Source organism: Streptomyces sp. ADI96-02 (genome assembly GCF_003846185.1).
GTDB lineage: Bacteria > Actinomycetota > Actinomycetes > Streptomycetales > Streptomycetaceae > Streptomyces.
Window position 1 is genome coordinate 3,920,495 of the sequence record NZ_ML123034.1, and the last position, 12,812, is coordinate 3,933,306.

The 12,812-nt window shown below is 72.7% G+C and carries 12 protein-coding genes; 5 read left to right on the plus strand and 7 right to left on the minus strand.

The genetic code is table 11. The features are described 5' to 3' along the window. Positions 1-49: 49 nt before the first annotated feature. From EES43_RS17250 to EES43_RS17265, 5 genes are all read right to left on the minus strand, one after another. Complete coding sequence (locus EES43_RS17250) at positions 50-658, minus strand: Uma2 family endonuclease (protein ID WP_124272040.1); 609 nt, start codon at positions 656-658, stop codon at positions 50-52. A gap of 172 nt (positions 659-830) precedes the next feature. Continuing rightward, positions 831-1,247, minus strand: coding sequence for a GPP34 family phosphoprotein (locus tag EES43_RS31855; protein ID WP_346774294.1), 417 nt, complete (start codon positions 1,245-1,247; stop codon positions 831-833). Continuing rightward, a complete protein-coding gene (locus EES43_RS31860) occupies positions 1,217-1,537 on the minus strand; it encodes a GPP34 family phosphoprotein (protein ID WP_346774295.1) in 321 nt (106 codons plus the stop codon). Before EES43_RS31860 ends, EES43_RS31855 begins: the two co-directional genes overlap by 31 nt. Continuing rightward, on the minus strand, positions 1,534-2,763 hold the full coding sequence (gene fahA / locus EES43_RS17260) for a fumarylacetoacetase (RefSeq protein WP_124269541.1): 1,230 nt from the start codon (positions 2,761-2,763) through the stop codon (positions 1,534-1,536). Before fahA ends, EES43_RS31860 begins: the two co-directional genes overlap by 4 nt. Before the next feature lie 222 nt (positions 2,764-2,985). Continuing rightward, entirely contained in the window at positions 2,986-4,980 is a 1,995-nt protein-coding gene (locus EES43_RS17265) for a CocE/NonD family hydrolase (protein ID WP_124269542.1), read from the minus strand. A gap of 584 nt (positions 4,981-5,564) precedes the next feature. On the opposite strand from EES43_RS17265, the gene EES43_RS17270 reads away from it, so the two are divergent. From EES43_RS17270 to EES43_RS17290, 4 genes are all read left to right on the plus strand, one after another. Beyond that, on the plus strand, positions 5,565-6,575 hold the full coding sequence (locus EES43_RS17270) for a polyprenyl synthetase family protein (protein ID WP_124269543.1): 1,011 nt from the start codon (positions 5,565-5,567) through the stop codon (positions 6,573-6,575). 250 nt (positions 6,576-6,825) lie between these two features. After that, positions 6,826-8,124, plus strand: coding sequence for a LolA family protein (locus EES43_RS17275; protein ID WP_124269544.1), 1,299 nt, complete (start codon positions 6,826-6,828; stop codon positions 8,122-8,124). A 114-nt stretch (positions 8,125-8,238) separates the two neighbouring features. Beyond that, positions 8,239-9,453, plus strand: coding sequence for an ATP-binding cassette domain-containing protein (locus tag EES43_RS31435; protein WP_241192464.1), 1,215 nt, complete (start codon positions 8,239-8,241; stop codon positions 9,451-9,453). Continuing rightward, positions 9,450-10,040, plus strand: coding sequence for a TetR/AcrR family transcriptional regulator (locus EES43_RS17290; RefSeq protein WP_124269545.1), 591 nt, complete (start codon positions 9,450-9,452; stop codon positions 10,038-10,040). The genes EES43_RS31435 and EES43_RS17290 overlap by 4 nt, the downstream gene beginning before the upstream one ends. 92 nt (positions 10,041-10,132) lie before the next feature. Here the strand turns inward: EES43_RS17290 and EES43_RS17295 are convergent, their stop codons facing one another. Together EES43_RS17295 and EES43_RS17305 are read right to left on the minus strand one after the other, a co-directional pair. Then, positions 10,133-10,489, minus strand: coding sequence for a DoxX family protein (locus EES43_RS17295; protein ID WP_124269546.1), 357 nt, complete (start codon positions 10,487-10,489; stop codon positions 10,133-10,135). Between the two features lie 126 nt (positions 10,490-10,615). After that, positions 10,616-11,728, minus strand: a complete 1,113-nt coding sequence (locus tag EES43_RS17305) for a methyltransferase domain-containing protein (RefSeq protein ID WP_124269547.1) — start codon at positions 11,726-11,728, stop codon at positions 10,616-10,618. A 445-nt stretch (positions 11,729-12,173) separates the two neighbouring features. Here EES43_RS17305 and EES43_RS30675 point away from each other — a divergent pair. Further along, positions 12,174-12,812 (plus strand): hypothetical protein (locus EES43_RS30675; protein ID WP_164493192.1); only part of this gene is annotated, 639 nt, incomplete at its 3' end.

Below are 12,812 nucleotides of genomic sequence, written 5' to 3' on the forward strand. Positions count from 1 at the left end.
GGCTCCCGGACTCGTGGGAGCCGCCCCCGGCCTCGCGGGGGCGGCCGGCCTACTGCGGGTCGGCCGCCCGGCGGCGGGGCGTGATCGCGGTGAGGTCCAGGTCCACGGGGAACGGCACGGACACCTTCATCCGGTCGTGGAAGATCCCCGTCGAGGTGTACGCGCCGGTGGCGGGCTCCCGCTCGAAGACGTACACCACGGCCCGTCCGTCGTGGTTCTCCACCCGCCAGTAGTGGGGGATGGCCGCGCGGGCGTACTTCACGGGCTTGGTCTCCCGGTCGCGCGACCGGGATTCGGGGGACACGACCTCGATGGCGAGGTGCACGGACTCGGCGGGGAACCGGGTCTGGTCCGGGTTTTCGATGATCTCGCCGTCGATGACGATGACATCGGGCTCGGGCCGGTTGTAGCGGTCGATGTCGATGGTGAACTCGCGCACGACTTCCAGCTCGGGCGGGACCAGCGATTGCAGCTGCCAGGTGAAGAAATCGACCGCCCGTGAATGGAACAGGGTCTGTGGACTCACGAAGACGAGGCTCCCGTCGATCAGCTCCGTGTGCGGAGGGAGATTCGGGAGTGTGTCCAGGTCATCGGCGGTCCAGCCGCCCTCCGGCGGGACCGCCCACCGCGGCTCGGGGGCCTCGGGCTCGATGCTCATCATTGCTCCCATGGGGAGAGTCTCGCGGGCCTGCCCAGCGTATCCGGCGGCAACCGGAAGAGGCTCCCCCGAACGTGTGAACACACCCCGCGCCGCTGACCTGCGCCGTCGCCCCGGACGCGCCGTCGCTCCGGAGGCCCTGACGCCTCGCCGGATGAGCCCCTGCCGTGTCTCAGTCCCCGCCGCCCCCGCAGCCCCCGCCTCCGCAGTCTCCGTCGCCGCCCCAGCCGCTGTCGCCGCCGCTGGGCTCGTCCTGCTTGACGTTCTGACGTACCGCGCGGGCCGTCCACTGCTGGCGGCGCAGGGCTTTCATCGCGGACCGGCCCTCGCGGCCCCGGCCGGTCAGGTCGCCCGCGAGGCCGATGGCCGACAGCAGGGCGGCGAGCTGGCGGCTGCGCAGAAGCGGGAAGCCGGCCGCCTCCGCCGCCGCGAAGTCCTCGCGCACTGTCGCGCACAGGTCCGGCTCACCCGGGAAGTGGCGGTGGTAGCCGAAGAGTCCGAGGACGCGGCGGGGTTCCCGGCGCAGGACGCCGCGCTCGACCAGGGCGTCGAGGTGGCTCACCTCGGCGTACCGGCCGTGCAGCCGCACCCAGCGCTTATCCCGCGGCGATTGAGCTCCGGCTGGCCCAGGGAGTGCAGCAGCGGGGCGAGGAGCGGGCCGACCGGGTCCGGCGAGTCGGCCGTCCGCATCCGGCCGCGCTCCTCGGTTATGTGGCCCCGGCCCTCCAGCTCCGCGAGGACCGCGCCCGCGGCGGCGTACTGGAGTGAGCGCCTGCGGCAGAGCGGTTTGCCGCGCCGCGGGCCCAGGGTGATCAGCAGCAGTTCCTCGGGCAGCGTCAGTGCGGCGGCGTCGTCGTCGGCGGCGCCGGAGGAGGTCATGGCGCGGTGACGATTCTGCCGGTCACGTCGCCCAGGCCGACGCGGGTGCCGTGCGGGCCGGGGGCCCAGGCGGTCAGCGTGACCGTGTCGCCGTCCGCCAGGAACGTCCGCTCGCCCTCGGGGAGTTCGAGCGCGTCGCGGCCGTTCCAGGTCAGCTCCAGCAGGGAGCCGCGCTGTGCGGGCTCGGGGCCGCTGACCGTGCCGGACCCGTAGAGGTCGCCGGTGCGCAGCGAGGCTCCGTTCACCGTCATCTGCGCGAGCTGCTGGGCGGCCGTCCAGTACATGGAGGCGAACGGCGGCTCGGAAACCACCTGGCCGTTGATCGCGACGGAGATCCGGATGTCGAAGCCGCCGGGCTCCTCGTCCTCGGCGTCGTCGAGGTAGGGCAGCAGGGGGAAGTCCCGGGCGGGCGGCGCGGTGCGGGCCGCGTCCAGCGCCTCCAGCGGGGTGACCCAGGCGGCGACGGAGGTGGCGAAGGACTTGCCGAGGAACGGGCCGAGCGGCACGTACTCCCATGCCTGGATGTCGCGTGCGGACCAGTCGTTGAGGAGCTGGAGGCCGAAGACGTGCTCGCGGAACTCGGCGAGCGGGACCGGCGTGCCGTGCGTGGAGGGGACGCCGACGACGAAGCCGACCTCGGCCTCGATGTCCAGCTTCACCGACGGACCGAAGACGGGCGCGGGGTCGGCGGGGGCCTTGCGCTGGCCGCTGGGGCGCACGACGTCCGTGCCGGAGACCACGACGGTGCCGGAGCGTCCGTGGTAACCGATGGGCAGGTGCTTCCAGTTGGGGGTGAGCGCGTCACCGTCAGGGCGGAAGATCCGCCCGACGTTGGTGGCGTGGTGCTCGCTGGCGTAGAAGTCGACGTAGTCCGCGACCGCGTAGGGCAGGTGCAGGGTCACCGAGTCCACCGGGTGCAGCAGGGGTTCGATGTCCGCGCGGTGGGCCGGGACCGTGAGCCAGGCGGTGATCGCGCGGCGCACGTCGCGCCAGGCGGTGCGCCCGGCCGCGAGCAGCGGATCCAGGCTCGGCCGGTCCAGCAGTCCGGCGTAGGGGGAGCCGAGCGCGCGGGCCGCGGCTCCGGCGTCCAGGACGTGGCCGCCGATGCGTACGCCGACCCGGCGGTCGTCGGGGTGGTCGGGGATGGTGAACACACCGTACGGAAGGTTGTGCGGACCGAAGGGATCGCCCTCGGCCAGGTCGAGCGGGCTGCTCTGCTCGGGCATGGGTTGCCGCCTCGCTTTCCAGGTCGTTGGGGGACACGTTACGTCGGTCCTCCTCGCCTGCGGCAGTGCCCCACCTGTGGCCAACTATGCGGATTGCCCGGAAAGTTCGGAGGGGCCGCCCGGGAGCGTCCCGGGCCCTCCGGCGCGGCGCGGTCCGCTCAGCCCGGCGTGTGCTCGGAGCGCCGTGTGCTCAGAGCGCCTTGTGCTCGGAGCGCCGTGCGTTCAGCCCGCCGTGCGCGGGACGCGCTTCTCCCAGGTGCGGTGGAAGACGATCTCGTCACCGTCCTTGCAGACCACTTCGTCGGAGGTGATGAAGTCGTGGGCGTCGGCGGCGATCTCCGAGCGGGTCTCGATCCGCACGTCCCAGGACATCTCCGGGCGGTGCAGGCGGATCGTCCAGTCGGAGCGGGTACGCGCGGAGAGCGGGTCCCGCTCCTGGACCGTGTACGTCTCCAGGGCGTCCTCGGTGATTTCGAGGCCGTCCGGGTGGACCCGGGTGCCTCCGTGGCGGGGGACGACCTCCGTCCGCCACTCGCCCTTGGCCACGTCGCGGACGACGAGGCGTTCGGGGCGCCGCTCGTCGAGGGTGACCGGGTGGACGACCCCGAGCGGTTCGGACTGCTCCGGTTCGCCGAAGGTGATCCCCGGGTCCTCGGTGTGCCGGCGTACCGGCAGTTCGACGAAGCCGCCGGCCGCGTCGAGGACGAAGCCCGCCGAGCCGGCCTGCGGCCAGATCCAGGGCCAGTACGCGGAGGAGACGGCGAGCCGGATGCGGTGGCCGGGCGGGAAGGTGTGCCCGATGCCGTTCAGGTCGAAGGCGATGTCCTCCGTCGCGCCCGGGATCCAGTCGTCCGCGCGTTCGCTGCCGTGCCGGGCGGAGAGGTTGAGGGCGCCCCGGGTGACCAGCGTGGAGGAGCCGTCGGGCGCCACGTCGCACAGCCGGGCGATCACCTGGCCGCGCGGGGCGTCCATCCGGACGCGGAGCCTGACCCGCGGGCGGCCGAGGATCTCGATGGGCTCGCCCGCGACGGGGAACTCGAACGACACGGACCTGGCGTCCTCGTCGCGCTGGTCGGGCGGCAGGTCCGCGTCCCCGCCGCACGGCATGAAGCGGCCCGCGTCCACCCCGGTCTGCTGCGGCGAGGCGACGATCCGCTCACCGCCCTGGAGGGCGTACGAGACCGGAGCCACGTTCTCCGGAGGCCGGCTCGCGTCCCCGACCCAGCGGCCGGGCAGCGTCTCGTAGGCCGTCGCGGGCGGGTGCGAGCCGCTGATCCAGGACCGCAGCAGCGGTTCCCGCATCACGCCGGTGTCCGTGTTCTTCAGGTGCTGGTCCCACCACCGCAGCGTCTCCTGGAGGAAGCCGATCGCCGGTCCCGGCGGGAGTCCCCGGTCGGGGTACTGGTGCGACCAGGGGCCGATCAGCCCTCGCACCTGCCGCGGGTCCAGGTGTTCGACGAGCCGCAGGACGCTGTCGCGGTACGGGTCGTGCCAGCCGCCCACCGCGAGGACCTTGGCCTTGATCGCGCCGTAGTCCTCCCGGACGCTGCCGTGCTTCCAGTAGGCGTCGCGGGTCTGGTGGGCGAGCCAGGTGTGGACGAAGGGGGTGACGGCCTCCAGCCGCTCGACCCACATCTCCTTCCACTCCTCGCCGACGTGCGCAGGGTCGGGCGGCCGGGCGGTCAGGGCGAGCAGGGTGGCCGCCCAGGCGTGCATGTCCACGGCGAGGACGGAGCCGCCCATGTAGTGGACGTCGTTGTCGTAGCGGTCGTCGGTCGAGCAGACGGTGACGATCGCCTTCAGCGGTTCGGGCGCGAGCGCGGCGATGCGGAGCGAGGTGAAGCCGCCCCAGGAGATGCCGAACATGCCGACCCGGCCCGAGCACCACTCCTGACGGGCCAGCCAGTGGATGACGGCGACCCCGTCCTCCAGCTCGGTCGCGTCGTACGGGTCGCCGGGCAGGCCCTCGCTGTTGCCGTGGCCCCGAATGTCGACCCGTACGGAGGCGTAGCCGTGGCCGGCGTACCAGGGGTGGCGCTGCCGGTCGCGCGGCGCGGTCCCGTCGCCGAGGCGGTAGGGCAGGTACTCCAGCAGTGCGGGGACCGGTTCGTCGGTCAGGGGCCGCCAGACGCGGGCGTAGAGCCGGGTGCCGTCCGGCAGCGGGATCCGGACGTCCTCGTGCGAGGTCTCGTACGGGAACTCCGTGATGATGCGCATGGGCTGCATGGGCTGCCTCAGTGGACGGGGCGCCGGATGCGCCGGGGCCGGGGCGGCGGCGGTCCTCGCCGCGTCGGCCACCACGGCGATCGCACCGTTGACGCCGGAGTGGGCGGGGCCGGGTACCTCGCCGTGGGCCTTCACGATCTGCGCCCGGTGCCGTTGGCGGCGGTCGGCGACGGCCGGCGATCCGGCGCACCGCCCGCCGCGCGGCGGGCCGGGCGACCGCGGACTCCGCGCCGTCCGTGCGTCCGACCAGGTGACGGCGGCCCGCAACGCACACCGGCATCGGGCGTTCCGAGGAAGCCGAAGCGCCTTCGGACCTCCGGGCCGGACAGGGGCGTCAGCCCCCGTGGCCGACCGGGGAGGGCGTGCCCGCCCCGGGGCGGGAGCTGGGCCCGTGCGATGCCGGCCGAGGTGTGGGACAAAACGGTAACTCCTGATCGTATGAGCTGATCTCGAACATACCGGCGGTCGCGGGACGCCGCCCACGGTGATCCAAACGGGACCGGATACGCTGAGTTGAGTGAAGGCAGCGACACATCGACATTCCGTGTGATCGTCAGCAGACAGGAGATCCCCTCGTGACCGTCGTCGGGCCGTTCGGACTGCGCGTGCGGGACCAGGCTCTTGAGGCCGATGTCCAGACGGGCCTGGCCGCTGTCGAGGCGGGGCTGCTCGAAGCCACCAAGAGCGACGTGCCCTTCATCACCGAGGCCGCGCAGCACCTGGTGCGGGCGGGGGGCAAGCGATTCCGTCCCCTGTTGGTCATGCTCGCGTCACAGTTCGGCGATCCGGACGCGCCCGGCGTCATCCCGTCGGCGGTCGTCGTCGAGCTGACCCACCTGGCCACGCTGTACCACGACGACGTGATGGACGAGGCGGACGTGCGGCGCGGCGTGGAGAGCGCCAACGCCCGCTGGGGCAACGCGGTGGCCGTGCTGACCGGCGACTTCCTCTTCGCCCGCGCCTCCCACATCCTGGCCGACCTCGGCCCGGAGGCGGTGCGCATCCAGGCCGAGGCGTTCGAGCGCCTGGTCACCGGCCAGATCCTGGAGACCGCGGGCCCGCGCGACGGCCGCGACCCGGTCGACCACTACCTGGACGTGCTCAGCGGCAAGACCGGCTCGCTGGTCGCGGTCTCCGGCCGGTTCGGCGCGCTGATGGCCGGGGCCGACGAGCGGACCGTGGACATCCTCACCCAGTACGGGGAACGGCTCGGCATCGCGTTCCAGCTCGCCGACGACGTCCTCGACATCGCCTCCGACTCCCACGAGTCCGGCAAGACCCCCGGTACCGACCTGCGCGAAGGCATCCCGACGCTCCCGGTCCTGCGGCTGCGCGCCCAGGCCGCGGCGGACGGCAAGCCCGACGACGTCGAACTCGTCGGACTGCTCGACGGCGACCTGAGCGACGACGACCGCCTGGCCGAGGTGCTGTGCCGGCTGCGGGCCCACCCGGCCCTGGAGCAGGCCCGCCAGGACACCGTCCGTTACGCCCAGGAGGCGCGCGCCACGCTCGCTCCGCTGCCCGAGGGGTACGCGAAGTCGGCGCTGGAGGAGCTGTGCGACGCCGTGGTGCACCGGGCCGGCTGACGGGGCGTCCGCCCCGCCTCTGCCGCTCCTACGGGATGTCCGGCCCGTCCACCCTCGCCGAACGTGTGATTCACCCCGTCCGGTTGTCATACCGGAGCAGTAGGCGCAGTTGATCCTCCGGGTTGACGCTTGAGGCCGCCCCTTTTGGTCAGATGGATACCAACCACTCCTGACCCCATCGGGTGAGCAGGGCGGCGGGGAGTGGACGAGCAACCGGACGGAAGCCGCCGACCACGGAGGTAGGGCACACATGGCACCGAACGACAGCGCAGAGACCAACGGCGAGGCCACGGGCACTGTCAGGGGCCGCCGCAAGGCGTCGCGCTACATCGTCCCCGTCGCGGTGGCGGGGGTGGCGGCGGCGACGATCGGCCTCGTCCCGGCACTCGCGGACTCCGGCGACCCGGAGCTGCCGAAGATCAGCGCGCAGGAACTCGTCGAGAAGATCGCGGCCTCCGACGAGGACCAGCTCTCCGGCACCCTGAAGATCAGCACCGATCTCGGACTGCCGTCCCTCGGCGGCCTCGCGGACTCCTTCGCCCCGGGCGGCGCGAGCGCTTCCGCCGCTCCCGAGGACAAGCTCATGGAGCTGGCGTCGGGCACGCACACGCTGCGGGTGGCCGTCGACGGCCCGGAGAAGCAGCGGCTGTCCATCCTCGGCAAGGCGTCCGAGTACAGCGTCATCCACAACAAGGGCGAGGTCTGGGCGTACGACAGCGCGTCCGACGAGGTCTACCACTCCGAGGCATCCGCGAAGGACGCGAAGGACGCGAAGGACACGAAGATTCTTTCGGCCACCCCGAAGGAGCTCGCCCAGCAGGCGCTCGCGGCGGCGGGCGAGACCACCTCGGTCACCGTCGACGGCACCGCGCAGGTCGCCGGGCGCGACGCGTACCAGCTGCTGATCGAGCCGAAGCAGTCCGGTTCGACGATCGACTCGATCCGGGTCGCCGTGGACGCCGAGAACGGCGTACCGCTGAAGTTCACCCTCTCCCCGGCGAGCGGCGGCAAGGCCGTGGTCGACGCCGGCTTCACCAAGGTCGACTTCTCCCGGCCCGACCCGTCCTCGTTCGACTTCACCCCGCCCAAGGGCGCGAAGGTCACCGAGGCCGACGAGCTGGAGACCGGCACGGGCGTGCCGGGCGGGAAGGCCGGGGAGATGCTGCTGGGCGGCGGCATCGTCGGCGGCGGCAAGGCGGGCGAGGCCGGCAAGGACGGCAAGGACGCGAAGGCCGGCAAGGCCGGGAAGCCGGGCGAGGCCGGGAAGGCGGGCTTCGAGGGCCTGAACGTCATCGGCAAGGGCTGGACCTCGATCGCCGAGATCGACGCTCCCGGCGCCGAGGGCCTGCCCACCCAGGACTCGGACGGCCTTCCGGCCGAGGCCCAGGGCTTCCTGGGCTCGATCGGCGACAAGGTGACCGGAAAGTTCGGTTCGGGCACGGTCTTCTCGACGCGCCTCGTCAACGCGCTGATGACGGACGACGGCAAGGTATACGTCGGAGCGGTGACGAAGGACGCCTTGGTCCGAGCGGCCGACGCCCGCCAGTAGACGCCGCCGGGCGACACCGGCCCCGGCTGTTCCGCCGCCGCCGCACGTCAGCAGCGGCGGAACGGCCGGGGCCGCCGGGCGGTGAGAGCCGACTTCCGAGAGGGGCCGAACGGGATGACGGGCACCGCGCCGGGCATGACGGGCACCGCGCCGGGGACGGCCGAGACCGCGAGGGACCCGGCCGAGACCGCGAGGCGTGCGGCGGCGGGCCACGCGCCGGACCCCGCCGGGGCCGGGACGGCCCGCCCCGAGGTCGTCATCGAGACGCGCGGGCTCACCAAGCGCTACCGAGGCGGCCACCTCGCCGTGGACGGCCTCGACCTCAGCGTCCCGGCCGGCAGCGTCTTCGGCTTCCTCGGCCCCAACGGCTCCGGCAAGACCACCACCATCCGGATGCTCATGGGCCTCATCGACCCGACGTCCGGCTCCGCCCGCGTCCTCGGCCACCCGATGCCGCAGGGCGCGCGTACCGTCCTCCCGCAGGTCGGCGCGCTGATCGAGGGACCCGCCCTGTACGGCTTCCTGAGCGGCCGGGACAACCTCCTGCGGTACGACCGGGCCGACCCGACCGCCGACCCGCGCACCCGCCGGGCCCGCGTCGGCCACGCCCTGGAGCGGGTCGGGCTCGCCGCCGCCTCGAGCCGGAAGGCCAAGGCGTACTCCCTCGGCATGAAGCAGCGCCTCGGGCTGGCCGCCGCCCTCCTGAGACCGCGCGCGCTGCTCGTCCTGGACGAGCCGACCAACGGCCTCGACCCGCAGGGCATGCGCGAGATCCGCGCCCTGGTCCGGGAGCTGGCGACCGAGGGGCCCGGCGTACGGGCGGAGAGGGCGGACCGGCCCGGGGCACCGGCGGACCGCTCCGGGACGCGGCCGGAGCGCTCCAGGGCGCGGGGCCGCTGCGGACGTTCGGCATTCTGCGCTCGGAGGTCGCCACGATGCTGCGCCGCCACCGGACGTGGGCCCTCCTCGGCGTCCTGGCCGCGGTTCCGGTGCTCATCGGGATCGCGGTCCGCGTCGAGACCGGCGGCGGATCGTCGGACGGAGCGGGCGGGGCCCGGTTCACGGCCGAGGACATCACGACCTGAGGAGGCCGGGGGCACGCGCATCGCCTGCCGGACGCGGCTGGAACAGACCGGTGAGAGGCCGTCCATGCCGTCGGCCGGGCGAGCCGTCCCCCGATCGGCTCGTCGCGGCACGAACGGCACGAACGGTGCGGACAGCGGGAACGACACGACACGGTACGTTCCGTTTCCGCCTGCGTATTGTTCGGCCTTTGGCGACGACCTGTCAACAACGATTGGCTGGAACACCCCTATGCTCACCGAATGATCACATCGCCGACCAGCCTGCGCCGCAGCGAGAGAGCACGTCGCGCGATCCTGCTGGCCGCACTCGACCTCTGTACGGAGCGGGGCTACGGACGCGTCACCGTGGAGGCCATCGCGGCGCGGGCCGGCGTCAGCAAGAAGACGATCTACCGGTGGTGGCCCACAAAGGGCGCGGTCCTGCTGGAGGCGTTCACCGAGGCCCTGGTCGACGCCACGCCGTTCGTGGACACCGGCGACATCGGCGCCGACCTGCGCACGCACGTCGCGAGCGCGGTGAAGCTCCTGTCGGTGCCGCCGTTCGGCCCGGCGTACGCGGGCATCCTCTCCGAGCTGCACCACGACGACGTCCTGGCGAAAACCGTCAAGGAGCAACTGGTCGACCCGCGCGTCGAGGAGGCCCTGGGACGGCTGCGCGCCGCCCAGGACAAAGGCCAGATCCCGCCCCACGCCGACCTCCCGCTCGCCGTGGAGATGCTCTACGGGCCCGTCTACTACCGCCACGTGCTGCGCAAGCCGGTCCAGGACGAGGAGACGGTCGCCGCCCTGGTCGCCCACGTACTGCGCTCACTGCGGGCGCCGGGGTACTGACGGGATGCCGGGGTACTGACGGGATACGGAGGGGCCTGCGGCCTGCGACCGGCCTCGGGATTCCGCTCGGCGGCGGGAGCCCGATCCGGCGGTCAGCCGAGGCCGTGGTGGGCCAGGCCCAGAACGAGGGCGGCCACCGCCGTGGCGAGGAACACGATCCCGCCCACGATGTTGCGGGAGCCCACCCGCAGGTGGGCGACGATCGCGCCGATGAAGTACAGCACCAGGCCGGAGGCGGCGAGGGTGCCCAGGAGCGGCACGGCGAACCCGGCCACCAGCCCCACGGTGCCCGCTGCGAGCAGCAGACCCAGCACCGGCACCCACTTCCGGGGCACGCCCTTCATGTCCGCCTGGGTCTTGGGGTACTCGTGGCCGATCAGATAGGTGACGGCGGCGGCGCCGTTGAAGAGCGCGCCGAGCAGGGTGACCGTGACGTAGGCGGCAAACACGTGTTCTCCGTCTCTGTGGGGGAGCGGTGCCGCTGGGCGCGCTCCCGGGGATGGCCTTCTCCTGGATGACGAGTCGGCGGCGCGCGATGTGACATCGGGCGGCGGTCGATCAGGGGCCGGGCGCTGTCACGCCCCCGGGGAGAGCGGGTGCCAGCGGGGTCCGTTCGGGTCGTCCCCGGTGAAGGCGTGTTGTCCGTCGGCGGTGACGTGCAGGCCGAAGTCGAACATGCCCGGGGCCCCGCGCTCCTCCCACTGCCGCCACGCTCGGGCCACCTCCTCGGTCACGTCCCGCTCGCCGCCGCGGAGGCCGTGCGCCGAGACGCCGTCCTGGGTGAGGACGGCCCAGGAAGCGCGGCCGTCGCTGAGCCAGGCGCGCGGTGCGCCGGGTCCGGTCCGCAGGTCGATCCGTACGTCCGGTACCAGGACGCGCAGCGCGAAGAGCACGTCGGCACGGGCCAGGTCCACCAAGGGCCGGGGCAGCGCGGCCGGCGTGCCGGGTTCGTCGCGCCGGACCTGCTGGAAGGAGGCGTTGGCCACGGAGCCGCGGGCGGGCATGAAGCGGGCCGCGGCCTGCATCCAGCCCACCGCCGAAGCGCCGTCCCGGGCGACGGTGAGGGCAACGCACCCCGTGTGACCCCACGGTGTGACGATCCGGCCCCCCGGACGGGTCTGTTCCACCCAGGCCCACGGCACGCTCTCCACGGCGTAGGTGGCGACGACCCGGTCGAAGGGTGCCCCGGCCGGCCACCCGTGATCGCCGTCGCCGACGGCCACCTCGACCCGCCGCCCCGCCGCCTCGATGCGGTGGCGGGCCCGGGATGCAAGCTGCCCGTCCACCTCGACGCTGGTCACCCGAGCGGCCCGCCGCGTCATCAGGGCCGCGTTCCATCCGGACCCCGCGCCCAGTTCGAGGACCGCATGCCCGGTCTCAAGCGCGAGGGAGTCCAGCATGGTGGCGACGATCGCCGCGCACGAGATGCTGGACGTCGGGATGCCGTCCGTGACCTGGGTGACCGTGGAGGCGTACGGGCCGGGGTGGACCGCCGCCGCCCACGCCTCGGGCGTCCCGACACGGCGGACCGCCTCGTAGCGCTCGCCCGTCCAGACCTGGACGGCGGGAGGGGCGAACAGGTCCCGGGGCAGCGACTCCATGGCCTCACGGACCCAGGGCGAGTCCGCGGGCCACAGGGCCTGCTCGTCCATCGCGGAGAGCAGGGCCCGCCGGTGGTCTTCCAGCACGCGGCGCTACTTCCGGCGCGTGCCGGTAGGCGGGGGAGAGGGCGGAACCTGCCCGTCCGAGTTGCCGGGCGGCGGCTTGCCCTGAGAGGGGTCGGGCGCCGGCTTGCGGTGCGTACCCATAGTGACCTCACGGAGACGTCGAGTCAGGCGGCACTCATGCTTGCACGCCCGCCGCCCCGGCCGGACCTCTCCGGAGCGGTTGACCGGATATCGATGTCGGCGGAGGTGGCGGGCCCGGAAAGGCAGCCGCGGGCAGCCGCGGGGAGACGGCCTCGGCGAGGCGTCCCACGCGCCGGTCTCATCCTCGCCGGGCGGCAGATCCTAGGGTCAGACCCCAGGGAGCGAAGCCCTGCGGGGCGGCAGGCTGGGGCAGGTAAGGCGTCCCTGCCCCGGTGTCCGGGGTGCGAGGCCGCACGGCCGCCTCCGTCGAACCCAAGGAATGTGAATGCGCCCCGTCGCCAGTCGTAGGACAGCCCTTCGCTCGGGGGGCGCGCTCGGCGTGATCGGGGCGATGTCCGCCGCGGTCGCGCTCTCGGGGGCCGGTGCTGCCTCCGCGTCCACCACCGTCGCCCACAACTACGTCGAACTGGAGATCGTCAATTCCTCGGGCGAGAACCTCGACCTCGACGCCAAGACATCCAAGGAGGGGTCGCGGGGCGAGACGGTCTCCGAGGCGCGCAACGGCGTTCCGGGTCTTCCGGCATCCACCTTCGACAGCGAGAAGGGTGCTGCCCGCACCTACGCTGTCGACCTGGTCGGCGAAAATCAGTGGTTGGTAAATGTCGGCCTCTACTCCAACTACAAGAACTTCTTCAACATCCAGGCCGCTTCGAAGGCTGGCACGGACAAGTCGCAGGTCTCGTTGGTGCACGAGGGATCGGTTCCTGAGACAAGCAACAATGTCGATCTCAAGAAGGACAACCAAAACACCGACGCCTTCTCCTTCTCGCTGGAGGAACAGTCGAAACCGTCGTCGGGATTCAACAGAAAATACCGACTGACCATTTCCAAGAGCCCGACGTACGCGGATTCCGCGCCGTCCCGGTCCATGGACGTCAAGAAGCTCACGGGGAGTTCCGTGGCG

Bases quoted from the DNA above. Each gene is read 5' to 3' on its own strand.
- EES43_RS31435 (WP_241192464.1), top strand. From the start codon at position 8,239: ATGACGGGCACCGCGCCGGGCATGACGGGCACCGCGCCGGGGACGGCC.
- EES43_RS31860 (WP_346774295.1), bottom strand. From the start codon at position 1,537: ATGACCTCCTCCGGCGCCGCCGACGACGACGCCGCCGCACTGACGCTG.
- fahA (WP_124269541.1), bottom strand. From the start codon at position 2,763: ATGCCCGAGCAGAGCAGCCCGCTCGACCTGGCCGAGGGCGATCCCTTC.
- EES43_RS17250 (WP_124272040.1), bottom strand. From the start codon at position 658: ATGAGCATCGAGCCCGAGGCCCCCGAGCCGCGGTGGGCGGTCCCGCCG.
- EES43_RS17265 (WP_124269542.1), bottom strand. From the start codon at position 4,980: ATGCGCATCATCACGGAGTTCCCGTACGAGACCTCGCACGAGGACGTC.
- EES43_RS17290 (WP_124269545.1), top strand. From the start codon at position 9,450: ATGATCACATCGCCGACCAGCCTGCGCCGCAGCGAGAGAGCACGTCGC.
- EES43_RS17275 (WP_124269544.1), top strand. From the start codon at position 6,826: ATGGCACCGAACGACAGCGCAGAGACCAACGGCGAGGCCACGGGCACT.